22 protein-coding genes and 3 tRNA genes are annotated in these 25,669 nt (G+C 29.9%); 4 read left to right on the forward strand and 21 right to left on the reverse strand.

Annotation, left to right across the window (positions count from 1 at the left end; translation table 11 throughout):
* Position 1 precedes the first annotated feature (1 nt).
* Both DMR38_RS14380 and DMR38_RS14385 read left to right on the forward strand, forming a co-directional pair.
* Positions 2 to 343, forward strand: a complete 342-nt coding sequence (locus DMR38_RS14380; protein WP_127721955.1) for a HesB-like protein — start codon at positions 2 to 4, stop codon at positions 341 to 343.
* Between the two features lie 136 nt (positions 344 to 479).
* Complete coding sequence (locus tag DMR38_RS14385) at positions 480 to 1,712, forward strand: IS256 family transposase (RefSeq protein WP_127721009.1); 1,233 nt, start codon at positions 480 to 482, stop codon at positions 1,710 to 1,712.
* A 219-nt stretch (positions 1,713 to 1,931) separates the two neighbouring features.
* On the opposite strand, the gene thiI is transcribed toward DMR38_RS14385, so the two are convergent.
* Together thiI and DMR38_RS14395 are read right to left on the reverse strand one after the other, a co-directional pair.
* Positions 1,932 to 3,074, reverse strand: coding sequence for a tRNA uracil 4-sulfurtransferase ThiI (thiI, locus tag DMR38_RS14390; RefSeq protein ID WP_127721956.1), 1,143 nt, complete (start codon positions 3,072 to 3,074; stop codon positions 1,932 to 1,934).
* On the reverse strand, positions 3,071 to 4,207 hold the full coding sequence (locus tag DMR38_RS14395) for a cysteine desulfurase family protein (protein WP_127721957.1): 1,137 nt from the start codon (positions 4,205 to 4,207) through the stop codon (positions 3,071 to 3,073). The genes thiI and DMR38_RS14395 overlap by 4 nt, the downstream gene beginning before the upstream one ends.
* A 185-nt stretch (positions 4,208 to 4,392) precedes the next feature.
* On the opposite strand from DMR38_RS14395, the gene DMR38_RS14400 reads away from it, so the two are divergent.
* Complete coding sequence (locus tag DMR38_RS14400; protein ID WP_127721958.1) at positions 4,393 to 5,112, forward strand: polysaccharide deacetylase family protein; 720 nt, start codon at positions 4,393 to 4,395, stop codon at positions 5,110 to 5,112.
* 60 nt (positions 5,113 to 5,172) lie between these two features.
* Here the strand turns inward: DMR38_RS14400 and DMR38_RS14405 are convergent, their stop codons facing one another.
* The 13 genes from DMR38_RS14405 to DMR38_RS14470 form a co-directional block, all read right to left on the reverse strand.
* Complete coding sequence (locus DMR38_RS14405) at positions 5,173 to 5,793, reverse strand: IDEAL domain-containing protein (protein ID WP_127721959.1); 621 nt, start codon at positions 5,791 to 5,793, stop codon at positions 5,173 to 5,175.
* Between the two features lie 158 nt (positions 5,794 to 5,951).
* On the reverse strand, positions 5,952 to 6,692 hold the full coding sequence (locus tag DMR38_RS14410) for a PD-(D/E)XK nuclease family protein (RefSeq protein WP_243124304.1): 741 nt from the start codon (positions 6,690 to 6,692) through the stop codon (positions 5,952 to 5,954).
* Positions 6,693 to 6,826: 134 nt separating this feature from the next.
* Positions 6,827 to 9,028, reverse strand: a complete 2,202-nt coding sequence (locus tag DMR38_RS14420) for an ATP-dependent helicase (protein ID WP_127721961.1) — start codon at positions 9,026 to 9,028, stop codon at positions 6,827 to 6,829.
* Complete coding sequence (locus DMR38_RS14425; protein WP_127721962.1) at positions 9,025 to 11,034, reverse strand: UvrD-helicase domain-containing protein; 2,010 nt, start codon at positions 11,032 to 11,034, stop codon at positions 9,025 to 9,027. The genes DMR38_RS14420 and DMR38_RS14425 overlap by 4 nt, the downstream gene beginning before the upstream one ends.
* A gap of 86 nt (positions 11,035 to 11,120) precedes the next feature.
* Positions 11,121 to 12,305 carry a cyclopropane-fatty-acyl-phospholipid synthase family protein gene (locus DMR38_RS14430; protein ID WP_127721963.1) on the reverse strand — a complete coding sequence of 395 codons (1,185 nt, stop codon included), beginning with the start codon at positions 12,303 to 12,305 and terminating at the stop codon, positions 11,121 to 11,123.
* Positions 12,306 to 12,378: 73 nt separating this feature from the next.
* The gene (locus DMR38_RS14435; RefSeq protein ID WP_127721964.1) at positions 12,379 to 13,707 is read right to left on the reverse strand and encodes a hemolysin family protein; all 1,329 of its coding nucleotides are present in this window, start codon (positions 13,705 to 13,707) and stop codon (positions 12,379 to 12,381) included.
* 154 nt (positions 13,708 to 13,861) lie between these two features.
* Positions 13,862 to 13,946 (reverse strand) — tRNA-Leu (locus DMR38_RS14440).
* Positions 13,947 to 14,015: 69 nt separating this feature from the next.
* Positions 14,016 to 14,091: transfer RNA gene (locus tag DMR38_RS14445), tRNA-Lys, on the reverse strand.
* Positions 14,092 to 14,093: 2 nt separating this feature from the next.
* Positions 14,094 to 14,168 (reverse strand) — tRNA-Gln (locus DMR38_RS14450).
* 309 nt (positions 14,169 to 14,477) lie between these two features.
* Positions 14,478 to 14,651 carry an aspartyl-phosphate phosphatase Spo0E family protein gene (locus DMR38_RS14455; RefSeq protein ID WP_127721965.1) on the reverse strand — a complete coding sequence of 58 codons (174 nt, stop codon included), beginning with the start codon at positions 14,649 to 14,651 and terminating at the stop codon, positions 14,478 to 14,480.
* A gap of 149 nt (positions 14,652 to 14,800) precedes the next feature.
* Entirely contained in the window at positions 14,801 to 15,352 is a 552-nt protein-coding gene (locus DMR38_RS14460) for an accessory gene regulator B family protein (RefSeq protein ID WP_127721966.1), read from the reverse strand.
* 4 nt (positions 15,353 to 15,356) lie between these two features.
* The gene (locus DMR38_RS14465) at positions 15,357 to 16,511 is read right to left on the reverse strand and encodes an ATP-binding protein (protein WP_243124305.1); all 1,155 of its coding nucleotides are present in this window, start codon (positions 16,509 to 16,511) and stop codon (positions 15,357 to 15,359) included.
* Between the two features lie 283 nt (positions 16,512 to 16,794).
* On the reverse strand, positions 16,795 to 16,938 hold the full coding sequence (locus DMR38_RS14470; protein ID WP_127721968.1) for a cyclic lactone autoinducer peptide: 144 nt from the start codon (positions 16,936 to 16,938) through the stop codon (positions 16,795 to 16,797).
* 293 nt (positions 16,939 to 17,231) lie between these two features.
* On the opposite strand from DMR38_RS14470, the gene DMR38_RS14475 reads away from it, so the two are divergent.
* Positions 17,232 to 17,933, forward strand: a complete 702-nt coding sequence (locus DMR38_RS14475; RefSeq protein ID WP_127721969.1) for a radical SAM protein — start codon at positions 17,232 to 17,234, stop codon at positions 17,931 to 17,933.
* A 75-nt stretch (positions 17,934 to 18,008) separates the two neighbouring features.
* Here the strand turns inward: DMR38_RS14475 and DMR38_RS14480 are convergent, their stop codons facing one another.
* The 6 genes from DMR38_RS14480 to DMR38_RS14505 form a co-directional block, all read right to left on the reverse strand.
* The gene (locus DMR38_RS14480) at positions 18,009 to 19,916 is read right to left on the reverse strand and encodes an EAL domain-containing protein (protein WP_243124306.1); all 1,908 of its coding nucleotides are present in this window, start codon (positions 19,914 to 19,916) and stop codon (positions 18,009 to 18,011) included.
* Between the two features lie 142 nt (positions 19,917 to 20,058).
* Positions 20,059 to 21,237: a 30S ribosomal protein S1 gene (gene rpsA / locus DMR38_RS14485; protein WP_127721970.1), complete on the reverse strand. Its 1,179-nt coding sequence runs from the start codon at positions 21,235 to 21,237 to the stop codon at positions 20,059 to 20,061.
* 256 nt (positions 21,238 to 21,493) lie between these two features.
* Positions 21,494 to 22,453, reverse strand: coding sequence for a P1 family peptidase (locus DMR38_RS14490; protein WP_127721971.1), 960 nt, complete (start codon positions 22,451 to 22,453; stop codon positions 21,494 to 21,496).
* A gap of 318 nt (positions 22,454 to 22,771) precedes the next feature.
* Positions 22,772 to 23,362 (reverse strand): ECF transporter S component, encoded by a 591-nt coding sequence (locus DMR38_RS14495; RefSeq protein ID WP_127724083.1) that lies wholly within the window; start codon positions 23,360 to 23,362, stop codon positions 22,772 to 22,774.
* A gap of 166 nt (positions 23,363 to 23,528) precedes the next feature.
* Positions 23,529 to 25,046, reverse strand: a complete 1,518-nt coding sequence (locus DMR38_RS14500; RefSeq protein ID WP_127721972.1) for a hypothetical protein — start codon at positions 25,044 to 25,046, stop codon at positions 23,529 to 23,531.
* Positions 25,047 to 25,469: 423 nt separating this feature from the next.
* On the reverse strand, positions 25,470 to 25,667 hold the full coding sequence (locus DMR38_RS14505; RefSeq protein WP_127721973.1) for an alpha/beta-type small acid-soluble spore protein: 198 nt from the start codon (positions 25,665 to 25,667) through the stop codon (positions 25,470 to 25,472).
* Positions 25,668 to 25,669 lie beyond the last annotated feature (2 nt).

Consider the following 25,669-nt stretch of genomic DNA (forward strand, 5'->3'; position numbering starts at 1 on the left):
TATGGATTTTTTAAAAATAAGCGATATAGCTTACCAGGAATTCAAAAAATTTTTAGATGAGAATAACGCAACTTCTGGTGCTATAAGAATATATTTGGCTGGCATGACCTGCCACGGACCATCTTTTAACATATCTGTAGATGAAAAAAAAGATCATGATTTGATTCAAAAAGTAAAAGACATAACTTTTATCGTAGATAGTGATCTGTTTATACAATTTAGCGGTTTTATATTGCTGTGTGGAAGTGAAAATGGACTTGGAGGATTTACTTTAGATCCTGTATTCAAGCCCCAGACTTCTAACTGCAGCAGCTGTGACAGCTGTCATGGATGTGAAGAATAATTAAAAAGGGAGGTACAGCCAACTACAAGGGAATGGGTATGGATTTGTGTAAAAACCAAATCTATACCCATTATTTTTGTATAATGGAATGGAAGATTTGGAACAATATTCTTAAATAAATTAGGAGGAGTTTCAAATGAAAGAAATTGAAGTACCAGATATCGATTATAAGGAAGAAGTTAAAAAATGCAAAACTATGGAGGACGTAGTTGGCAGAAATGGTTTGCTGCAGAGACTTTTAAAGGATGTTATACAAAATATGCTTGAGGCAGAAATGGAAGAACTGCTTGGCAGAGAAAAATATCAAAGAAGTGAGGATTCAGAAAATAAAAATTATAGAAATGGATACTCAAAGAAAAGTATTAGGAGCAGTGTTGGTGATGTAAATCTTGATATACCAAGAGATAGAAAAGCTGACTTTGAACCTAAAGTTGTAAAAAAATATGAAACTGTATGCAATGAACTGGATAAGAAAATTATAGGATTATACGCAAGAGGTATGTCTACAAGAGACATTCAGTCAGAACTGGAAGAATTATATGGCATCGATGTATCGCCAACAATGATATCAAAAATAACTGATAAAGTTATGGATTCAGCTGCACAATGGCAGAATAGGGCACTGGATGACGTGTATCCTATTGTTTATATGGATGCAATACATTTTAAGGTTAGGGAAGAAAATAAAATAGTCACAAAAGCTGCCTATATATGTATGGCCCTTGATATGAAAGGATATAAAGATATTTTGGGCATATGGATTGGTGAAGCCGAAGGAGCAAAATTCTGGCTGTCAGTTTGCAATGATTTAAGAAATAGAGGAGTAAAAGAAATACTGATTGCCTGTATGGATGGACTAAAAGGGCTTCCAGATGCAATAAAATCCGTATTTCCGGATGTTAGTATTCAAAATTGTATAATACACCAAATAAGAAATTCTATTAAGTATATAGCTTCCAAAGATAAAAAGGAATTTATGAAAGATTTAAAATGCGTATATAAAGCACCTACTGAAGATTCTGCAATTAACGGCCTGGATAATCTAAAGAAAAAATGGGATCAGAAGTATAGTATAGTAATTGAATCCTGGTATAATAACTGGGATAAGTTATCAACATATTTTAATTACTCACCGGAAATCAGGAAAATTATTTATACTACAAACGCATTAGAGGGTTTCAACCGACAGCTTAGAAAGTTTACGAAGATAAGAACAGTATTTCCAAATGATGAAGCACTTAGAAAATCTCTTTACCTAGCTACTGAGAAAGTCATGGAAAAATGGACTTCTCCATCCCAAAATTGGGGAATGACATTGGCACAATTAACTATTGTGTTTAATGATAAACTAGGCGAAGAGATACTCTAAGATTTAGCTAAAATTTTTATATTTTTTCTTATTTTATTGCATAATTAAGTATATTATACAAACAATAAGAATGTAATATTAATCAGTATTAGTATTACTCAAATATAAAAAAATATAACTGAAAATCAAAATTTCCAGTTATATAAAACTAAATCAAATCTATTTTACACAAATCCATCTATATTCTCAACTACAATAGGTAAAGCTGTCCTCCTTTTTTTAATTGAAAAGTTCCGTATTTTTAACTGCTTCTTCTACCAAGCTTTCTATATTCAAAACACTTTCAGCCTTTCTTATTTCGGAAACTCTAGGCTTAGTTTTAGGATGCTTTGGCACAAATATAGTGCAGCAATCTTCATAAGGAAGTATTGAAGTTTCATAAGTACCAATTTTTCTTGCTTCATCCATTATGTCTACTTTATCCATGGCAATAAGAGGCCTGAAAACTGGTCTGTCTGCTACGTCATTGCTTACAATTAAGCCTTCCATAGTTTGACTTGCCACCTGTCCAACACTTTCACCTGTAGTTACTGAATCCACATTGTATTTCTCCGCCAACTTGCAGGCTATTCTCATCATAAATCGTCTCATTATTATAGTTAGTTCATCTTCCCTGCAATTTTTAATTATCTGCATCTGTATTTCTGTAAAAGGAGTTACATAGAGATTTATAGTCCCTGTATATTCCCTCAATATTCTAGCCAATTCCTTGACTTTTTCCTTAGCTCTTTCACTAGTATAAGGATGGCTGTGGAAGTATACACAATTTAATCTGACTCCCCTTCTAGCCATCATATATCCAGCTACTGGTGAATCTATTCCTCCTGAAAGCATAAGCATTGTACTTCCATTTGTTCCATAAGGCATTCCACCTATGGCTTTTATCCTTTTTGAATATACATAAGCACTATCCCTTATCTCTACATTTACAAAGAAATCTGGTTTTCTTACATCTACTGTTAAATTTTCAGTATTTTTTAAAATATAAGCTCCAACTTCTCTACTTACCTCCATAGAATTAAGAGGGAATTTTTTATTTGCCCTTTTAGTCATTACTTTAAAGGTACTTCCTGAATTTTGCTGTATACTTTTAAGGCATTGTTCCTTTATACTATCCATATCTGGTTCTACTTCATCTACTATACAAATTTCAGCTATTCCAAATACCTTTTTTAATTTTGCAATAGCTTCGTCCATATTATCACAGCCTATAAACCATCTTCCCTCATCTACAACAAAATCGTATTTAGTCTCTCCAAGAACATTTTTTATATTATCCTTTAACTTCTTCTCAAATCTGCCCTTATTTAATCCCTTTAAAAATATCTCTGAAGCATATTTTAAAAGTAACAATTTTCTCATTTACCCACACTCCTTAAAAATTTTAAAGATTCATCCAGTACATTTAAAGTATAATCAACTTCATCTTTTGAATTATCTTCATCAAAGCTAAATCTTATAGTTCCCTTAATTTCTTCCTTCTTCAACCCCAGAGCTTTAAGCACATGACTATCTTCATTATTTTTAGCAGAACACGCAGACCCTGTAGATACATATATACCTTTTTCCTCCAGCAAGTGTAGTAATACTTCTCCTCGTACACCTATAAAAGATACACTTAATACATAGGGTGAATAGTCATTCCCATCACTATTTATTTTAATATTAGATATAGCTTTAAGTTTTTCTATAAAATAATTTTTTACACATGTTACTTTACTAAAACTTTCTTTTCTATTTTTGTATACTTTCTCCGCCGCTTCCGCAAATCCAACAACAGCTGCCAAATTTTCAGTGCCCGATCTAAACCCTTTTTCCTGTCCCCCTCCATATATAAGTGGTTCAGGTCTAAGACCTTTTTTTACATAGGCAATGCCTACTCCTCTTGGTCCATGTATTTTATGTCCACTTGCAGATAGCAAATCTATATTGCATTTTTTAACATCAATATCATACTTCCCATAGGCTTGAACTGCATCTACATGGAACTTTGCTCCACTATTTTTTTCTTTTATAATCTTTCCTATAGTTTCTATGTCCTGTACCATTCCAATTTCATTGTTAGTGTGCATTATACTTACTATTCTAGTTTCTTTATTAATGCTTCTTTTAAGTTCTTCAAGATCTACTTTTCCTCTGTTATCTACATTTAAATAAACAACTTTTACTCCTTGTCTTTCTAGTGCTTTGCAAGTATTTAAAACACTTGGGTGTTCTATCTTTGTAGTTATAATTTGCTGTCCAGGTTTTATAAAACCCCTTATTAAAAAGTTATTACTTTCACTTCCACCAGAAGTAAATATTATTTCATCTCTACTACAATTTAGGGTATGTGCCACTATATCTCTACTTTCATTCATCTTTAACTCTGCTTTCAATCCTAGAGAATAAGAAGAAGATGGATTTCCATAATAATTTTTCATAGTTTCTGCCATTGAATTTATTATTTCATCATAAGGTCTAGTTGTTGCACTGTTGTCAAAATAAACTTCCACTATCTTTCACCTCGTATACGTAAAAATAATTAAAATATCATAAAAAGCCAATATAACATATATTATCACACTTATATGCTATAGACAAAATCTATTTTAACAATTTTCATGTTATAAACTTATAAAAAAATTTGTAAGAACACATACTATTATAGATAAAAACTAGGAATAGAAGGGACATTTTAATGAAAGTTAAATATTTTTTATTAACCATATTCTATATTTTATGTATAAGCTTAAATTCTGCAGTTTCTGCATCTTCACCGAACACCTCAGAACAAATTTCCTGTAATAAAACAATATACCTTACTTTCGATGATGGACCAAGTACAGAAGTTACACCAAAAATACTTGATACTTTAAAAGAAGAAAACGTAAAGGCCACTTTTTTTATAATAGGTTGTAAAATTCAAGGAAGAGAGGATATAGTAAAAAGAATATTCAATGAAGGTAACAGTATAGGTCTCCATACATATACTCATAAATCAAGTAAAATATATTCAAGCTCTGATTCTTTTCTCGATGAAATGAATAAAACTAGCATCGAAATTGAAAAAGTAGTAGGATTTGCACCTAAAATAATAAGATTTCCCACAGGAAGTAATGGACACTTAACTAATTCACTTCTTGAAAAACTTCATTCTTCAGGCTATAAGATATATGATTGGAATTTACCTTTGTCCGACGGCATAGATTATAACACATCAGTTGACCAATTATACAAAGAAGGTACTGGAAAGTGCGTCAATCCAAATAAAATATTTTTACTTGCTCATTGTGACAGTCAAAATAAAAACACCTGTGTGGTACTCTCTAAAATAATAAAACATTACAAGGAATTGGGATATGAATTCAAAACAATTACAGAAAACACCCCTGAATATCACTTTAGAGTAAGAAGATAATTCACAATTCATTGTAATCTGTCCATTGCAAATTAAATTAAGCTGCCAGGAAGCTAAGTATTAATTAACTTTCCAGCAGCTTATTTTCAATTTGTTACACAGCGAGTAAAATAATTTCTTATTATTGCTGTCCAAAGCTCCATCTATCAAAGTATATAAAATTTCAGTATACAGCTCCCTTTTTTCCATGCTAGTTATAGGATTCATAGTAGAATTTTTATAAGGATTAAAAGAGTTGTCCAAATTTTCCCTGTGAACTTTCTTTAAAATCCATATATAGTATGCTAATTCTTCTTTTGATATAGTAAAAAATAATTTATTACAGTCATTTGTTGAAGATATTTTTATTATATCACTCTGCAAGTAAGTCAATTCTATTTCTCCAAAATTGCGTACTTTAAACTTACTGCTTTTAAAACTAGAACTTTTAAATTCACTTAAAAATTCTATATAACTTAAAAAGTCTTTTTCTCCAAGTTTAAAATCATTTAGTACAGTATTAAAGCCGCATCTTTTTTGAAAGGAAATTTTATAATTGCTGCATCCTCCTACATTGCTAACATTAGAAATGAAAATGCTATCTACAAATTTGTCCATTGCACGTTTTGGTATTAGCTTTATTCCATATTCAAAATCCCCGTTTTCATGCTCCTTCAAAACAACAAAGTTACTTATATCCATAATTTTATCCCCTTTTTCGTAATATACCTGATTTATTATACATGAAAAAAGTGATTTTTTATGTTTATACGCAATATTGTGAAATTTCACAATATAGTACCCAGAGCTCCGCCTATAAGTCCATTATCTATAATAAATATACTTATTTCCATATATTACTACTTGTGTATTTTTTTATTATTGCAAAGATAATTAAATTCACAAAACTTACAATGGGATGAGTACAGTTTGCTATTAAAGCCATAAAAATCATAGGAATTTATATTTCTTATTATTTTACTCAGGTACTTTTCATTTTCAATATGAACCTTTTTGCTATACTCTATAGTTATAATATCATTTTCGTATTGAGGCTGCCAAAAGTTCATTGTTATATCTTCCGGATTACATTCAAATTCAAACATATTTTCAACATTTTCAGCTAATACATACATATATACTAAAGTTTGAACTCTTTTTTTCATCTCTTCTATGGATAATTTTCTATTTTCCGTCTTCCAATCCCATATTTGAATTTTTTTATCCGGTGTTACTATTATCAAATCATACTTTGCCTGAAGTCTCATGACATCTTTTGTCATTTTCACTTCATACTCTACTAAATAATTATTTTTTTTGTTTATTTTAAATGTGTCCTTTAAAGAATTTACCTTTTTTATTAAGTCATCATCATTTAATTTTCCCAGTGGAATCCCTGCAAAATACCTTTCACATATTAAGTGAAAATCCAATCCCTGCTTTATATTCTCATAATAACTTTCTTCTACAGAACCTTCCCTCTTCCAGGATAAGTTTTCCAAGTACTTCAGTCTAAACTTAAGAGGACACTTTATAAATGTATTTATAGAATTTTGACTGTAATAAAAATATTCCAATTTACTTATATCCAAAACTTTCACCACTTATACCTTCTAAATTTTATCCGATGACTACCTGCTCTAATAATCCCACTTCTCCAAGTGGAAGTAAAGAGCAGCTACGTCCCTGGATAACGATCTCTAAGCATCAGGTGGAGTCAAAACTCCATCTGATGCTAAGAACTCTGTTTATTCTCACAAATGAACTTTTTTATGACTTCAAAATACTTAGATGGGCAGTCTTTTTTGTTTTCATCATAGTGGGCCATGAGTATTAAGTACTTCTTTGCCCTTGTTATAGCCACATACAAAAGTCGTATTTTTTCACATACCACTTCTTCCCTAGCCTTTATAATAGGGTTGTAGTAAACATCATTTTGAAGTAGCTTTTGTACTTCTGCTTTTCCTATAGCTGTGGGATTTTTAAATTCATCTTTAAAGTAATAATGTTCTGATCTAAATTTTCCCTTAATGCTATAGGGATATATATAATTATTTAAATACAATAAAAATACACAATCCCATTCTAAGCCTTTTGATTTATGATAAGTTGTAACCGTAACTTTCTCTGGGACTGGCTCATATCCCCTTATATCATAAATTACATTGCATATATGTGTAAATGCAGAACTTCTTATATCTAAAAGTTCCTGTGAAATTTCATCCAAAGTCACAGAATTATTTTCAGCATTCTTATGCCTTACATAAGATGCTACATATTGAAGGATAGCTTTATCTTCATTATTTAATTTAAGTTTATACCCTATATATAGAATCAATTCTTGCAAAGGCATATTCAAATTGCTCAATATATCTTTTACCATTCTCAATTTACATATAAAATCTTCAAATATATTCTTGTCTATCTCCTCTAATTTACAAACAGACGTAGTCTTAAATACACTTTCTTCTAGTATATCCTCAATTTTAAAACTTGTAATATTATTTATTATAACATTCTTTTTTTCATTGTCTCCATCTATAATTTCATACATCAAATTTCTAAATTTTACAAGGTTGTCCGGTTCTCCCAAAAATCCTAACATTTTCCCTAAAATATTTATAATTTTAAGTCTCTCTGAAGATGTGCTTGACAGTTCATCACATTCTATTTCATTTTTTCTAAGCTCTTCTGCTATTTCTTTTACATGGCTGTTAAATGGAATTAATATAGCAAGTGTCATATCTGGATGCTTTCTTTTAAAACTTTTTACCTCTCCTATAGTCTTTCTCTTTACATCTTCCCAGGAGCTCATGCTGTATGCATAGATACCATATTCGTCAACTTCAGGGTTTTTCAAATCTTCTATATCTTCTACAGAATGTATTTTTTGATATCTAAGCGCCCCTCTACATCTTTCCTCTGGATGATTTTTTACCGTGTATTCAACTAAGAAATTAGCTAAATTCATTATATTCCTTGTGCTTCTGCCTGATCTGTTCATTACATAATTTTCATCTGCTTCTCTTAAAAATTGTTTAAAATATATGGGATTTGAAGATGTAAAACTCCCCATTATGCTTTGATTTAAATCTCCTACCCGAACCAAATTACATTCTCTCTTCTTATTATCTGCACTTATCCTTTCAGAAATAATGGACAGTATATCACACTGCACCAAATTTGAATCCTGGCATTCGTCTTCAAATACAAAACTATATTTTTGTTGAAACTTTTTTCTCAAATCCTCATCTGAAATCAGTGCCTTATAAGCAAGTACAAGTATGTCATTATAGTCCACATATCCATTTAAACTCAACATTTTCTCATATCTGGAATAAATATAATTTAAAATATGAATTATACTATTATTTCCTAAGAGCTCTCTGTTTTCTTCTACTTTTTTAGGAGTTATTCTATTTAATTTTAATTCACTTATAAGCACATCTGATATTTGTAAAAAATCTTTCCACCATCTCTCACCTTTTTCATCATACTTTTTAGTACCATACTCACTTAAAAGACTTCTGTATATCTTTTCTCCTCCGAGCTTTCTCCACATCTTTACAGCATTATCTAAATAGAAGATCTTTTGTACATCATCTATTACCTTAAAATTTTCATCTAATCCCGCTACATCCGGCCTCTCCTGTAATACTTTCATTGCAAGACCGTGTATTGTCATAACTTCATAGTCATTATTTGAATCTATTCCTCTCTCCTCAAGCATGTGAGAAATTCTATTTTTAAAGTTATTTACAGCACTATTCATATATGTAACTACAAGTACTTTTCCAGGCTTGTTCAATTTTTCTTCTATTATTTTGCAAACAAGCTGTGCTGTAATAAAGGTTTTCCCTGCCCCAGGCACTGCAGAAACTGCCATAGTACCGCCTTTATATTTCATTATAGGCAGCTGATCATCTCTAAATTTCATATATCCATATATCCTCCATTTTGCTCATATCCCATTTCAGAATATTTACTTCCATATAAATATATTCTACCACTACACTTCCTTAAAAGTGCTTTGGCTACACTATATAAATTTCTCTTTCTATTTCTTGTTTCAATTTCCTCTGTATACACAACATTTTCATTCCAACTCTTCCTTAACACACAGTCATTTGAAAATTTTTTTATATTTCTAGGACTCCACAAATCACTCGTCACATCAGTCCAAATTTGTACAGAACTTTTTATATTACTGGTTAGGAAATTAAAGGCACTGCTTAAAATTACATTCTTTTTTTCAAAATACATATCTTCTATGTCTCTAAAGGAACAAAAATTTTCAGCTTCGTTTATTATAAAATCTACGAATTTTTGTGATGGGTTATCTATGGTTTTAAATTTATCAAGAGTATTTATAAACCTATCTGCCAACTCACCTAAATTTTCACATATACCTATGTTTTCTCTTGAATCTGGAAGTTCTATCATAATATTTAAAAATATTAGTCTTATAAGCTCTGGCATATCTATACTGCCACTTCTAATATTTTTGCTGCAGTTTCTTATCCAATTTATAATATAGTTATATTTAGAGACTCTCTCATCTCCCATAATATTCTTTTGAGTATCCGTTAAATCCCCTAGCTTTCGAAAATTTACAACTTCCTTAGATAAAATCCATGAAGTTTTTGCATCTGTGACCAAAAGCGTTGAAAAAAGTTTTCTATAATCATCCATTGTAAAGTTATATTCTATATCTTCAATGCACATGCATATAATCATTATAATGCAGTGAACATACACATTATCCATCAGTTTGCTTTTCTTTCCTAAATTGTTGATTTCAAAAGGTGCATCTTTAAACCTACTTTGTAATTCATAATTCAATACAAAATCGTTTATAGGACATATAATAGCTATATTTCCCGGAGGTATCCCAGTATCTATAAGCTCTTTTAACTTATCTCCGATTTTTTCAATCATTTCACTTCTTAGGGAGGACCCTGTATCCGTATAAATATTATCTGAGCATTTGAATTTATTGGGGCTTTCTAAAATGTGACAAAACTCAGAACTACATAAAAAATGTTCCTCTAAATTTATAAGTTCACCGCTAGAAAATTTACTTTTCTTTATAAAATCTATATCTGAACCATAGGAGTTACAAAACCCTGCCTCCATATTAGAAAAAAAGTAACACCTATGTGCATTTTGAGAAATTATTTGTACTAAATTAAGTTCAGCAGCACACATTTCATCCATGTCATCTACCAGTACATATTTTATATCCTCAAGTTTTTTTAAATAACCTTCATCTTTAAGTAAATATTTGTTATAAAGCTGTATCGCCATAGCTATATCAATAGTTCCTGAATTCAAAAAACTTTTGGTGTAATGCATTATTACTTCATCCATCTTATCAAAATTCTTGGCATTTACATTTTTCTTCAATTTTAAAGAATTATATAACCTGTGTCCTATTTTATCCATATCAATTAATGAACATGCAGCTTGACTCATGTTTGATATGAAAGTCCCAGCAATTTTTTTAGACTCTGCTGTTATATCTAAAAAGTATCCTTTTCTTCTTCTATAATAATCAATTAGCATTTTCATCATGTACTTTGAAGTATCATAATTTACAAATTCAGGCCTTATTTCACCTTTTCTTACCAACTTACAACTTTTTTCAATTATTGGCCAATATTTTATAATTTCTTCTTTTACAAAATTGGCATAAGTTTTTATTTTACACTGACCACAAAAATTAAAAGAAAGATTCCTCTTCCATGCCATTATCTGATTTAAATTCATAACAAATACTAAAATCTCTTCACTTTTAATTTTTTGAGATTCAATCATACGTCTATATTTTTCTTGTGCTAAAGTAGTTTTACCACTGCCGCTTATTCCATCTATAACAAGACTATTTCCTTGGAAATCATTTTTAAAAAGCATTTCTCTTATTTCTTCATACTTTATTTTCATCACCCACTTTTTTAAATTAGTTTTTTTAATGAGTAATTATACCACTTAAAAAAACCAGGGTCTATAACCCTGATTTTACAATAATTTTAATCTTCATACAAATATTTTCTTGTCATTGGCAGTTCATTATTAAGTCCTTTTGTAAATACAAACTGATGTATATCTACTACCCCATAATGAAATGAAGCAGCGCAAGCATTTAAGTAAAGTCTCCACATTCTTATAAATCTAGTATCTTTCATTTTTTTAACTTCATCCATAGCACTTTCAAAATTTTCAGCCCAACATTTTAATGTTCTAAAATAATGAAGTCTCAAACTTTCTGCATCCACAAGGTGAAGATCATTATCTGCCATTAAACTAACTAATTCCCTTATAGATGGTATATATCCTCCTGGGAATATGTATCTCTTTATCCATTCATTAACTTCTCCTTCTGTTTGTGCAGTAATACAATGAAGAAGTGACACTCCTCCTGAATTTAACATATCTCTTACATCTTCCATATAAGTAGACAGATTTTTTCTTCCCACATGTTCAATCATTCCTACGCTTACTATTCTATCAAATTTTTCTTTTTTATCTGCAATTTCTCTATAGTCTGCCAGTCTAACTTCAACTTGCTCCTGTAAATTATTTTCTTTTATTCTTTCATTTGCTTTTTTTAATTGTTCCTTACTTAAAGTTATGCCTACAGCTTTTACTCCATATTTTTTTGCAGCCATGAGAATGAGTTCTCCCCATCCACATCCTATATCTAAAAGTGTTTGTCCCTCTTTTAAATTAAGTTTTTTCAATATATGATCTACCTTATTCAATTGTGCCTGATAAAGGGAATCATTTTCATACTTAAAATATGCACAAGAATAACTCATTGTTTTATCAAGCCATAAACTGTAGAAGTCATTTCCCTGATCATAGTGATACTGTACATCCGTTTTACTTCTCTTTAAAGTATTTGGAAGTATTTTGTACACTTTGGAAAATACATCTGCCTTATTTAAAAAACTTTCTTTATTCTTATATACTGATTCTAATATTTCTCTAATATTTCCTTCAAAATCAAGAACCCCATCCATATATGCCTCTCCTAAAGTAAGAAAAGGATCTCGCAGTATGTCTTTTTCAGAAATGGGTTTATTCATACATACTTTAAATTTTATGTCTCCATCTCCATACTTTTCTTCAGAACCATCCCAATATTTAACTACTACAGTGTCTGAAAAAACACCCTGTAAAAATTTTTTAAAAAACATTTTATCTAATCCCATATCTTCATATCTTCCTTTCTTGAAAAATAAAACTATATTTAAAATACTTATATACTACAAAACAATTACACATTTAATTTTCATTACTATGACTTTCATTTGGAATATATATCTTTAAGCTCTCTATCCTCTTCTCATCTACTTTTTCCACTTTGAAAATTATATTTTCATATTCAACAGTATTTTCTTCTCCTTCCTTAGGAATACTTCCTAAGAGTTCTATTACAAAGCCACCTATAGTATCTGAGTTATCTGATTCCAATTCCAAATTCAAAAATTCATTTACTTCATCTATTGATACTAATCCACTTACTAAATAAGTATCTTGATCAATTTTATTTATATACTGGTCATTATCATCATACTCATCGAATATATTTCCCATTACCTCTTCAATCAAGTCTTCTATAGTTACAATTCCAGAAAATCCACCATATTCGTCAATTAAAATTGCCATATGATTTTTAGTACTTTGGAGTTCTTTAAAAAGTACATCTATATTTTTATTTTCCGGTATAAAATAAGGTGTTCTAAGTAGTGGCTCTATATCTATATTATCTGCAGAAGTTTTCATAAGTTTCACAAACAGATCCTTAACATACAATATACCTATTATATTGTCTATATCATCCATATAAACAGGTATTCTAGAATATTTTTCTTCAATAATACTTTCAATTGTATCTGAATCTATATCATTTATATCTATAACAAATACTTCTGTTCTAGGAGTCATAACTTCTTTTGCTAGCTTATCATCAAACTTAAATATTCCCTCTATCATTTTCTTTTCAGATTGATTAAAAACTCCTGTCTCCTGTCCAAGTTCTATCATGGATCTAATTTCTTCTTCAGATACTTCATCTTCAATATTTTCTGTACTTATGTTACATATTTTTAAAAGGATATTAGTAGAACCTGAAAGTAATTTTACAAAGGGTAACATCAACTTACTTATAAACAAAGTTGGATTTATTAATGCCATTGATATCATTTCTGATTTTTGAAGTGCAATTCTCTTTGGAAATAATTCTCCAAATACAAGGGTAACATATGATAATAGCACTGTAATTATAATTACAGACAGTTTGTCACTATAGGGAACGTGAAGTTTAACCAAAAAAAATGAAAACTTCTCCGACAATGTAGTAGCTGCAAACGCACTAGCTAAAAATCCAGCAAGAGTTATGCCCACCTGTATAGTAGCTAGAAAATTATTTGGTTCTTTTAATAACTTCAATATTTTCTTTGCCTTTTTATTTCCCTCTTCTGCTAAATAATTAATTCTACTTTTGTTTAAAGCAACTATAGCCATTTCTATGGCTGAAAAAAATGCATTAATCACCGTGAGTACTAATAACAACATAAGTTCGAATATTATACTCTGCCAGGTAACATCCATGCGCACAATCGTCCTTTCATCTATTTTTTAGATAATAAAATAAATAGGAATTAGATGATAAGTCTAATTCCTGCAATAAAATCCTTTTATTATACCTATGTGTAACCTACAAGCTATTCTTATCATTCATAACTTGAACTTTCTTGTAAATCAATGGTGCAGGTGAAGGGAGTCGAACCCCCACGCCGTAAAGCGCTAGATCCTAAGTCTAGTGCGTCTGCCAATTCCGCCACACCTGCATATAAAAAATAAATATTAGGATTTTTCCACGTTACAACTTTACCACAAAACTACAACCTTCATTAAATTGGTGGCTTACCGGGGAATCGAACCCCGGGCAACATGATTAAAAGTCATGTGCTCTACCAACTGAGCTAGTAAACCAATGGCTGGGATGGCAGGATTTGAACCTACGAATGATGGAGTCAAAGTCCATTGCCTTACCACTTGGCTACACCCCAACGCTAAACAGATTTCCTTCTTCTTATATATGAATAAGTATCCATAAATTAAAAACACCATAGAAATCATTAATTTATAGGTTATATACTTAAGTGTACTAATTTATTCCTCTACCTATAAAAACTAGGGAATTTTTTGTAACTGCAATATATATTATAAAGCACAACAAATATAATGTCAATAGTTTTTTTGTTCTAAATTGATACCCTCTATTATTTCCCAGTATGCTAACTTTTATATGGGGTTATTTCAATAGCAATTTTATAGATAAATGCTGGGCACACTAATTAATTAGTGCGCCCGCCTTATTAACTGTCCGTTTTACTTTTTACTATTCTATTGTATTCATTTAAAATTGAATCCAACATTTGACTTGCAACAACAACTTCTGGATCAAGCAAATTTTTCTTTTGCTCAATTAAATTCTCTAGCTTTTTTCTTAATTCAGTTATTTTTTGCAATATTTCTTCAATTTCACTCATACTATTCCCTCCTCTCTCAATTTAGTATAGAAAGGAAGGAAATTCTTATAAATATTAATCTATTGGAAATACCACCATAGTATTCATAAACTGTATTTAAAAGCAAAAAACAAGAATTGGTAGATACCAGTTCTTGTTAAAATTATTAATTATTTGAATTTACCAGCAACCATAAATGCTGCTGCACTAGCAATGGATATTACTGCAGTATTTAAAAACTTATGTGGTAAAAAGCAGCATAATATAATTAAAAAGGACGTAATTGCTATAGAAACATATTTAAGTTTCATTCTTCGTTCTTTACTTTTTATCCTTTTATTAATATTATCTACAGGAGAAAAAATACAAATAAGTACAAAGGAAATAAACTCCAACATCAACAATATGTATGTATTAAATGAAACATATTTTCCAACAATTATTATAGATAAAAATGCAATAAAACTAATGAAAAAACATCCCCAATAGGTTTTTGCATGATACCCTCCTGAGAATATCCTTATTGGGCAAAAAAATATAAGAATAACTATATAATACTGCTGCAATGAAAACAGCCAAAATATAATAAAGTATGGAATAATTTTTGTTATTTCATCAAAGATACAAAGTAATCCATATTCCATCTTTTTTAGTTCCAAATCAGAAAATTGTGGGTTTGTTTCAGAAATTTTCTTTACTATAGATCCTATAAGTTCATCCATTTATTTATCCTTCTATCTTAAATTTTACTAAAAATTTAGTGTTTTCTGCAGTGCTTTCAACATGTATATTTCCATTATTTTTTTCAACTAGCTGTTTGATAATGTATAGTCCAAAACCATGGTCACTTTTTTTGCTGGTTTTCGTAGAAAAACCTTTATCAAAAATCCTTTTTTTCATACTTTCTGAAATAACATCCCCATTGTCAGCTACTTCAATGCAAAAATCCTCATGCTCTCTAAAGGTACTTACGGCGATCTCTTTATAATCTGTATATGTTTTAGATTGGAATGCCTCAAAAGCATTGTCTACTAGATTACTTATAATGCTTATCAACTCATCCTGCCTAATTTTTATCAAGTCAAAAGGTTCATCGATCATCACTTCAAAATCTATATTATTTTTCGCAGCATAGTTATTTTTGATAGACAATAGTCCATCTATGTAATCATTTCCTGTATCCAAGTACTTAAAAGAGGAATGTACGGTATCTGAAATTTTTAACACATAGTCATTTATTCTTTCAACAGTATTAGGCTTGTTTAACATACATAGTCCTTGTATGACATTTATGTGATTAGCAAAATCATGTTTTTCCTGCCTTATTATACTAATTATTTCTTCCATATTTTTAATTTGGCTTTCTTGAACTTTATACTTAGCATTTATGTTTACAAGGGTATGTTTTTCTTTTAAGCTCCTAAATTTTGCTATTAAAAATACAAAATAAATACTAAAAATAATAATATTATAGATTTGAATATTGTCTATATTAAAAATACCATAATTAATACAAAATACAAATATAGCAAATACGCCTAATTCAATTATTAAATTAGCAAATATAACCCCTTCTTTTTTAAATAATTTGAGTTTAATAAAATATAAGTTGAATTTGAAAATCATTAATACAATAAGTATTTGCAAGATCTTAGTAACTATTATAAAAATCCAAAGATATTCAGAATTTAAAAAAATCTGATTCAAATCTATGTTAAATATAAACATTTCAATGGTTTGGATAAAAAATTCCGTAGTAAAAATTATTGTAATTAATAACGATACTATAACTGTAGAATCAAAAATTTTTATTTTTAAAGTTAATGAAAGTAATAAAATATCAACTACTATAGGAATCAGTGAATGATATGCTACTGACATATGACATGTACACCAATAAGTTATAAAAGTAGCCAATATACAAAATAACCCTGTTTTAATTTTATTCTGTATTATAAATTTTTTTTCATCATATAATGCTTCAAAAATCCCTAAAAGAAGTACCACTTCTATAACATCTAGTACTATTTCTCTTACAATAAGGTACGTATGAATTCCTCCTTTAGCTCTGGGATATTTTCTATAAATGCTGTAGATTGCAAATTAATGTTCTTATGCTCTGTGTAAAAATTTTTAACTACAGCATTTACAAAAAGATGAATAATTACTTTAAAAATTCATCAGGGCATTTGGGCTGATGAGCACCACCTAATGACGTAGGAGTTATAACTATTGCTGCCAAAAATAGAGATAATGAACCTACTGTTTTCATTGTTTTGCTTAATAAAGATTTTTTTAAATTTTTCATTTTACACTACACTCCTTTAGTAAAATTTTTGTAATTATATAGCCCATTTTATATATTCTACAATATATTGTTTTTTCCTCCCTGAATTTATAAAAAAGTAACATTTATCTAAAAAATTATTTTTTTAGATAAATGTTACTTAAAATGCAGTCAAGAATTCACAATTAACAAATTTTTAATCCTGGCAATAACTCTTCTTTACATTCTTATTAATTTTGTAGTATTATAAACACGCAAATCTTTAAAGCTGAACATATTTTAAGATAAATGCACTAAATAGGGAGGATTTTAATATGATAAGATACAGCTTAGTAACACAAAAAAATCCCAGGGAGATTGTTTTACTTAAAGCCTCTCCTTGCATATGGGGACACTGCAGTTTTTGTGATTACATAGATGACAACAGCACAGACACTAATTCAAATATAACTTTTAATGAGAACATTCTCAAAAAAGTTACAGGAAAATATAAAACTCTAGAAACCATAAATTCAGGAAGCTGCTTTGAATTACCCCTTGAAACGCTGGAATACATTAGATCTGTGGTAGTTTCAAAAGGCATAAAAAAGTTATTTTTTGAAAGCCACTGGCTTTACAAAGACAGGCTTCATGAAATGGAGGATTTTTTTAAAGTACCTATAATATTTAAATGTGGTATTGAAACCTTTGACGATAATTTCAGAAATAAGATATTACATAAAGGTGCTGTTTTTTCCGGTCCAGCTGAAGTTGCCAAATATTTTAAGTCTATATGCCTTTTAGTTGGCATAAAAGGACAGACCACTGAAATGATAAAAAAAGATATAGAGTATCTGCTTAAATACTTTCAATATGGATGCATAAATATATTTACACAAAATTCCACAAGCATAGAAAGAGATGAAAAATTGATAAATTGGTTTAAAGAAAATTATTCGTTTTTGGATAGAGAACAAAATATAGAAGTACTTTGGAACAATACTGATTTTGGTGTTGGAACTATTTGTGACAGTTAAAAATATACGTTAAGTCATTGACTTACCAGAAGGTAAGCCAGCTTTAATGTAATAAATATTATGGCATTTATTACATTAAAGCTGTTTTTTTAAAAAATCTTTTATATCTTCTGACGGCATTGGTTTTCCGAAATAATATCCCTGGATTTTATTGCAATTTTTACCTTTCAAAGATTCAATCTGATCTTCTTCTTCAACACCTTCTGCCACTACTTCCAATTTCATTCTATGGGCAAGCTTTATTATCTCTTCCGTTATAATGTCTTCATAATAATCACTGCATATGCCATCTATAAAAGTCTTATCAATTTTAAGCGTATTTATTGGAATACTTTTTAAATAGTTCAAAGAAGAATATCCACTTCCAAAGTCATCAAGTGCAACTTTTACTCCAATATTTTTGAGCTCATTTATCACCTTAAGATTACTTTCAAGAGATTCCATCATAACACTTTCAGTTATTTCTATTTCCAAGTATTCTGGTTTTAATTCAGTTTCCTCCAGAACCTTTTTCACCGTATATGCAAAATTATCCTCTTTAAGTTGTATTGGTGACACGTTTATGGATATGAAATCATAAGAATATCCATTATCCTTCCATATTTTATTTTGAGAACAAGCAGTTTTCAAAACCCATTCTCCTATAGGTATTATAAGTCCTGTTTCCTCTGCCAAATTTATAAATTCCAAAGGCATAACCCATCCTAATTTAGGACTATTCCATCTAATTAAGGCTTCAAACCCTACTACTTTTGTATTTTCCATATCCACTTGAGGTTGGTAGTATAAAATAAATTCGTTATTTTTTATTGCCTTTCTCAGTTCCTTTTCCATCTCAACTTTTTTCAAAATTTCATTGTACATGGATTTTTCAAACAATTTATAAGAATTTTTACCTATCAATTTAGTTCTATTTAACGCTATATCTGCATTTCTAAGTAAAGTGGCAACTTCTTCTCCGTCTCTAGGATATACAGTTATTCCTACAGTAACCGATATTAAAGTTTCCGTTCCATCTATATTCCAAAGTCCACTTATAGTATTTATCATACACTGAGCTATGTTTTCCAAATGCCGTTTATTATCATATCCATTTTTTAAAATTAAGAACTCACTTCCGCCCATCTTTGCAACCATGCCCAAATGCAATTGGCTTAAAACCTCTCCTGTTTTTCTTAACAGTTTATCTCCATACTCATATCCAAAGATATCATTTATATTTTTAAAATTATCCAAATCTATTTGGAATATAGAAAAATTATCCCCTGATTTTTTTTCTATTCTCTTCTCAACTTCCTTTTTGAAAAGATTCCAATTAGGTAAGTTAGTTAATTGATCATAATAGGCCAATTTTTTTATCCCATCATATTTAGATCTAAGCTGCTGTTCTGATGCACATAATTGTTCATATATACCAAAAAGTTCTACATAACTTTGATTTAGCTTTTTATTTGTATCCAAATCCATGATAAATCCATCTTCCGTCTTTTGTGCTAATATCAACCCATAATGAAAAAACTGGGTAATTTTTTCAATATACCTTTCCGAAATAACAGGTGTATTTTTTATTAGAAGCTTATATTTTCCTTCATCAAAGTTAAATTTTTCAAATTTAACTTTAAAACAATCTTTATCAGACTTTTGAAGAAAAACAGGATTTAAAAAAATTGTGCCAATATGCTCTTCGTTTATGGTAATTGGTATACCTATGTAAACTAAATTACCATATCCCTCGAAAACTCCTATTTCCCTTTCGTTTATAATTTGATTTAATATATATTCTTCTTTTTTGTCATCACCTAATTTATCAAATATATGTATGTATTTTTGTGAATTTATATTAAGTACTTCTCCACTTATATCTTTTACATAACAGGCTATTGAAGTTATAGAATAAAATCTTTCCATTAAATTTTTAAGTTCGGATATATTTATCACATCAGCTAATACAAAGGCCATATGGGCACCAACTTTCATCCTCATTTATTTACAGGGATTGTATAATATATTTTACTATTTAAATTGTTACTATTATAATCATATTTTAAAATCTTACTTGAAAGTGTTAATAAATTTGCATATTGTCTTTAAATTATATAATTATTTCATGATTTTGAAAACACTTTTATTCAAATTTTATGTTTTTTAATTTATCTTTTAGTAAATCCCCGAGGGTAACTCCACTTTCATCTTCATCTAAATACTGTTTAAAATTATCTTTAGGATTATCTACTGCATCTTTTATACTAAGCGATATTCTACTATCTTTTATATTTATGTCCAATACCCTTACTTTTACTCTATCACCTACTTTTAATACATCAGATGGTTTTGCAATATGTTCTTCAGATATTTCTGAAATATGGACAAGTCCTTCTACTCCTGGTTCAATTTCTACAAATGCACCTATATTTATAATCTTGCTCACAGTTCCCTCTATTATATCATTTACGCTATACTTTTCATCCATATTATCCCACGGGTTTTTTTCCGTATCCTTTAAGGAAAGTGATATTCTATTTTTATCTTTATCCACGTTCAGCACATATACCTCTACACAATCTCCAACAGACACTACTTCAGAAGGATTTTTTATTCTTCTCCATGAAAGTTCTGAAATATGTGCAAGTCCTTCTACACCACCTAAATCAATAAAAGCTCCAAATCCAGTTATCCTGCTTACTACTCCTTTTACCTTATCTCCTTTAGATATGCTGCTCCAAAGTTTTTCTTTTTTCTTTTCAACCTCTAATTTTTCTACTTCCTTCCTAGATAACACGATTCTTGATTTACTTTTATCCAGTTCTATTATCTTCACCAAAAGAGTTTTTCCTAAAAATTCGTTTAAATCACTAACATATTTAACTGAAAGTTGTGAAGCTGGTATAAATGCTCTAAGGCCATATAAATCAGCGATTACTCCACCTTTTACCACTTGTTTTACCTCTATTTCAAATTCTTTGTCATCCTTTAGCAGCTCAGTAAGTCTGTCCCAACATATTTCCCTATCTGCTTTAATTTTTGACAACAGTACATTTCCATCTTCATCATTTGTTTTAATTACATAAACGTATATCTCATCCCCAACTTTTAAGACTTCATCCACATTTACATTTTCATCTTTACATATTTCATTTTTAGGCAATATTCCATCAACTATATAACCAATATTTACCGTAGCCTGTTCATCAGTTATAGAGATTACTTTACCTTTTACTACTTCTCCATTTCTCACATTTTTCATAGACGAATCAATTTGATCCATAACTTCATTCATTGAATTTAATTCATTATCACTGTCCATTAAATTTCATCTCCCATTCTGTTATTGTTATAGTTTAATTTTTATTTAAAATCACTATACCATTTTAACAATTATATTTTATCACAAATGCTATATAAAGTTATTTTTATCCCATGACTATTTGCTCTAATACTCCCACGCACTCTGTGAAAGCAACTGTCACCAAATCTAAAAATTTGGGACATCTGCTTTTCTCCAAGTTGGAGTAAAGATCAGGTACGTCCCTGGATAACGATTTCTATGCATCCATACATACTTAAAGGTCTTTATAACTTTTATATTGTAAAATTGAATCTGCACTTTTTATAGCTCTTACAATAGCTTTTTCCATAACTTCAGCAGCTAAAAATCCAACCACACTTAAATCAGCTTCTACTTTTCCACATGATGCAGCAAAAATAGTATCTCCATCAAACATAGAGTGGGCAGGTCTCATTGCTCTTCCATAGCCATTATGTGCCATTGAAGCAATTTTGTTCATTTGTGTTTTTGTAAAATTTCCATTGGTTACCACAGCTCCAATAGTAGTATTTCCATTAAACAGATTCTTCTTTTCAGAATATCTTTCAATCATTACTTTTTCAGTGCCTGCAAAAGATTTTCCATCCTCATTTAGGGCTCCTGCAATTATACGCTGGCTCTTGCTATCTATTACATCTCCAAGACAATTAACTGCAACTACAGCCCCTACCTTAAGTCCTCCAATCTGAACTGCAAAAGTTCCAAGTCCACCCTTCATTGCATGTTCACTTCCAAGTATCTTTCCTACAGTTGCACCTGCTCCAGCACCTATATTTCCATTTTCACACAGATTTAATTCTGAATTTTTACAAGCTTCATATCCCATAGTCTTATCTGGTCTTACTCTAAAATCTCCTATATTCAAATCAAATAAAACAGCTCCACAAACTATAGGCACTTTTGTAACTGATACATCAAAACCAATGCTCTTTTCTTCTAAGTACTGCATTACTCCTCCCGCTGCATCGAGCCCAAAAGCACTTCCTCCTGCAAGTACTACAGCATGAATCTTATCTACTAAGTTTACGGGATTTAAAAGATCAGTTTCCCTTGTACCTGGAGAACCTCCCCTTACATCAACTCCAGCACTTGCTCCTTTTTCAAACACAAGTACAGTACAACCTGTAGGTCCATTTAATTTTTGAGAATTTCCTATTCTCATTCCCTCTATACTATTAAATATTATTTCCTTCATTTTTTCCTCCTATATCAAAAGGGAATGTTGCAATAGCAATTTTTTAAATTGCTTTGAACAGTCCCTTTTATAGATAAATCTGCTTAAAAGTTGAGAATTGAAAATGGACAGTTTCCAGTTAATTGAAGCAAAACTTCAATGTTACTATATTTAAGATTTTCTAAAGTATTAGCATAAGAAAATCACCCATAGCTTTTCAATTCTCCACTATCAATTGTCAACTGTTTAAAAACATGTATACGTGTTAAAAATGCTGATATTAATTAGTGAAACAGCCCTTATTTATATTTATCACTTTAAGATAAAACATAATTGCATCTATTTGTGTTTTATCTTAGTAACCGCAGTAACTACAGATATTGTAATAAGTATACATAAAATCATTTCAGGTATACCATTTGTAATACCCACAGCTATAATTCCCTTTTGTGCAGCACTTGAACTTATATTCAAAGCCTTTGCATAAGATCCAAGATATATAACATATATCATTCCTAAAACCCCAATGGTATTCATCAATGAGCCTACTGCTGAAGCTATTCCTATAGGAATAATTTTTTTCTTCATACTCAAACACCTGTATACATAATAAGGTATTATACCTATGAGTACTCTAGGTAAAACTGATACCAGTGGATTCATAAATACAAAAGAAAGTGGTGTAGGTGCAGTTATAGACTGAATCACACTAAATATACCGAAAATAAGCCCTACTGAGGCACCAACTACAGGTCCTTCTAAAATAGAACCTATTATGACAGGTACATGCATTATAGTGGCTTTTACCGGCGGAATAGGTATAAAACCCAGTCCTGTGATTCCCAGTACAATAGAAATTCCAGACAGCATTCCAATTACAGTAATCTGTCTAATTCCAAACTTTGAATGACTTTTTATTTGTCTTTCCATAATTTTTTCCGTTGTTGTTCTTAGGCATTTGAAATAAAATGCCTTATATAGATACAACACGGACCCTCCTTTATAAAATTTAGTTCAGTTTTATTTTAATAAATACTGACGATTTAATTTTATCATGTTTAACCAAAAGTTCAATATATAAATGATAAATATAGCATTAATCTCGTTTTATTGGAAAGCCATCTTTAAAACACTCTTTAGGATACAGTAAATTTATTACCTTTTCCCTACTACATTTTCCGTTTTTCATAAATATATCAGGTATTCCTTTCAAATAAACCCGTACATTTTCTTTAGGAAATATGTCACATACATTTTTTATACATTCTACAACAGAATTATTTTTAGATTTTCTTATGTACTCATCTATTTTTTCTCCCTTTAGCCAATCTGCCCCTTTATATTTGTCATCATAGTTTATAACAGTACATTTTAATTTTTCTTTATCATTTCCCGATATAGATGACATAAAAAAAGTTTTGACCATAATATCGTCTATAGGCAAACTGTATCCTGCAAAAATTATATGTTTTGCATTTTTTATAAGAAGTCCCATCTCGGTTTTTAACTCTTCTAAAGCAGGTATATTCTTTTTTTTAGAAAGGCTTTGTATTATAAGTGTCATATCATAGGGATAAGTTATCTGTCCACAATAAGGACATTCTATTGCTCCTCTCTTATTTAACTTTTCCTTAGGTGTCCTATACTTCCAATTTCTTTGTAAAGGTTTTAAAATAGAAGGTCCAAAAATTTCTGAAGATAATCTATCCCATCTTTCTGCAAAGGTTACTATAGATTTTCCACATTCAGGGCAAATCCTTGATCCAAACATTCCGTGAGGAAATAATACTTTACCTATTCTCATTGTTCTAGAAGGATAGCTATAATCATTTATAACCTTGCACTGGGATTCATTTGTCGTATACCGTATTTCGCATTCATTTCCGTCTAATCCAGCAGAAGCTATTTGAGTTCCAAAATCATCATATAGCTGAAGCTTTAATCCATTTTCTAAATAAATAGGATCCATGTTCACTTCTTTGTGCACATTAAATATATTCCAAAGTATTACAGGGTCCCAGTTAAAAGATATTATAGCATAGGAATAAAGGTAAAACCTCCTTGTATCCATCTTATATCCTCTGCTTTCAAATACTTTTGCCTCCTCTACCATAAGCTCAGCAAGAATTCTTCCAAATTGATAATAAGGTTCCATTTTTTCTTCATCCATATATCCAGGTACCTTTTGTATACTCAATCTTTCCAATTCTTCAATAAGAAGTATAAGACATCTTTTAGCTGCCTGTACTCTCTCTACCCTTAAAAATTTTCTTTTTCCAGCACAAAATGCATTAAAGCCCATGTTATTATCAATAAGTTGATCTAACATAGTAAATAATTCATGCATATTAAACTTAGTATTTGTATTTATTATAGTTTCAAGGGCCTTAAAATCATAAATTTTTGACAATTTAGAATCCTTAATCAGGTCTTCTGTTACTAATTTTTTAAAAGCACTTGCTAGTTTTTCGTCTTTATCTTTCAAAAATGAAAAATCATTTTTACTGATTTTTAGAACCAATTGTATTAACTCACTTGTAGGATGAAGTCCCAAATTTTTAGTAGCACCAGCTCCCCATAATACTACTGTTTCTGGCCAATATTTTTCAGGCATAAACCCGTCCCCCTCCTTTAGTTTAATTTTAACTCAACTTTGGCATATATAAAATTTTGACATAATATAAAAAATTTGCGAAACAATTAATTCACAATGCACGATGCACAGTTTACAATTAAGGATGATTTTCTTCCGTTAAAACTTCAGAAAATCTAAAATATAGCACCATTGAAGCAAAGCTTCAATAAGCTTTAAATTTAAAATTTTTCGTAGCACAGCGGAGAAAAATCTACCGAAATTGTGAATTGTGAACTATGAATTGTGAATTCATTTAGGTCGCAATATTTTTAAACTGCGAAAGTTCATATTTTAATTAATTACTATTTTCAAATATACATACATTATACCACTGCAAAACCTTTCATATAAAAATTAACCGGGAGATTTTTCAATCGCCCGGTCTATTTTTTAATATTTATTCTACTTTAAATTCTGTTCGTAGGATTCTATCATCCTTTTTACCATCTGTCCTCCTACTGATCCAGCTTCCCTTGCTGTAATATCACCATTATATCCATCTTTTAAATCTACTCCAACTTCTCTAGCTGCTTCCATTTTAAATCTATCCAGACCTTCTTTTGCTTCTGGAACTAATGATTTATTACTTCTACTTGACATAA

Source organism: Clostridium sp. AWRP (genome assembly GCF_004006395.2).
Classification (GTDB): Bacteria; Bacillota; Clostridia; order Clostridiales; family Clostridiaceae; genus Clostridium_B.

Bases quoted from the DNA above. Each gene is read 5' to 3' on its own strand.
- DMR38_RS14380 (WP_127721955.1), top strand. From the start codon at position 2: ATGGATTTTTTAAAAATAAGCGATATAGCTTACCAGGAATTCAAAAAA.
- DMR38_RS14385 (WP_127721009.1), top strand. From the start codon at position 480: ATGAAAGAAATTGAAGTACCAGATATCGATTATAAGGAAGAAGTTAAA.
- thiI (WP_127721956.1), bottom strand. From the start codon at position 3,074: ATGAGAAAATTGTTACTTTTAAAATATGCTTCAGAGATATTTTTAAAG.
- DMR38_RS14400 (WP_127721958.1), top strand. From the start codon at position 4,393: ATGAAAGTTAAATATTTTTTATTAACCATATTCTATATTTTATGTATA.
- DMR38_RS14405 (WP_127721959.1), bottom strand. From the start codon at position 5,793: ATGGATATAAGTAACTTTGTTGTTTTGAAGGAGCATGAAAACGGGGAT.
- DMR38_RS14420 (WP_127721961.1), bottom strand. From the start codon at position 9,028: ATGAAATTTAGAGATGATCAGCTGCCTATAATGAAATATAAAGGCGGT.
- DMR38_RS14425 (WP_127721962.1), bottom strand. From the start codon at position 11,034: ATGAAAATAAAGTATGAAGAAATAAGAGAAATGCTTTTTAAAAATGAT.
- DMR38_RS14430 (WP_127721963.1), bottom strand. From the start codon at position 12,305: ATGGGATTAGATAAAATGTTTTTTAAAAAATTTTTACAGGGTGTTTTT.
- DMR38_RS14435 (WP_127721964.1), bottom strand. From the start codon at position 13,707: ATGGATGTTACCTGGCAGAGTATAATATTCGAACTTATGTTGTTATTA.
- DMR38_RS14455 (WP_127721965.1), bottom strand. From the start codon at position 14,651: ATGAGTGAAATTGAAGAAATATTGCAAAAAATAACTGAATTAAGAAAA.
- DMR38_RS14460 (WP_127721966.1), bottom strand. From the start codon at position 15,352: ATGGATGAACTTATAGGATCTATAGTAAAGAAAATTTCTGAAACAAAC.
- DMR38_RS14465 (WP_243124305.1), bottom strand. From the start codon at position 16,511: ATGTCAGTAGCATATCATTCACTGATTCCTATAGTAGTTGATATTTTA.
- DMR38_RS14470 (WP_127721968.1), bottom strand. From the start codon at position 16,938: ATGAAAAATTTAAAAAAATCTTTATTAAGCAAAACAATGAAAACAGTA.
- DMR38_RS14475 (WP_127721969.1), top strand. From the start codon at position 17,232: ATGATAAGATACAGCTTAGTAACACAAAAAAATCCCAGGGAGATTGTT.
- DMR38_RS14480 (WP_243124306.1), bottom strand. From the start codon at position 19,916: ATGAGGATGAAAGTTGGTGCCCATATGGCCTTTGTATTAGCTGATGTG.
- rpsA (WP_127721970.1), bottom strand. From the start codon at position 21,237: ATGGACAGTGATAATGAATTAAATTCAATGAATGAAGTTATGGATCAA.
- DMR38_RS14490 (WP_127721971.1), bottom strand. From the start codon at position 22,453: ATGAAGGAAATAATATTTAATAGTATAGAGGGAATGAGAATAGGAAAT.
- DMR38_RS14495 (WP_127724083.1), bottom strand. From the start codon at position 23,362: ATGGAAAGACAAATAAAAAGTCATTCAAAGTTTGGAATTAGACAGATT.
- DMR38_RS14500 (WP_127721972.1), bottom strand. From the start codon at position 25,046: ATGCCTGAAAAATATTGGCCAGAAACAGTAGTATTATGGGGAGCTGGT.
- DMR38_RS14505 (WP_127721973.1), bottom strand. From the start codon at position 25,667: ATGTCAAGTAGAAGTAATAAATCATTAGTTCCAGAAGCAAAAGAAGGT.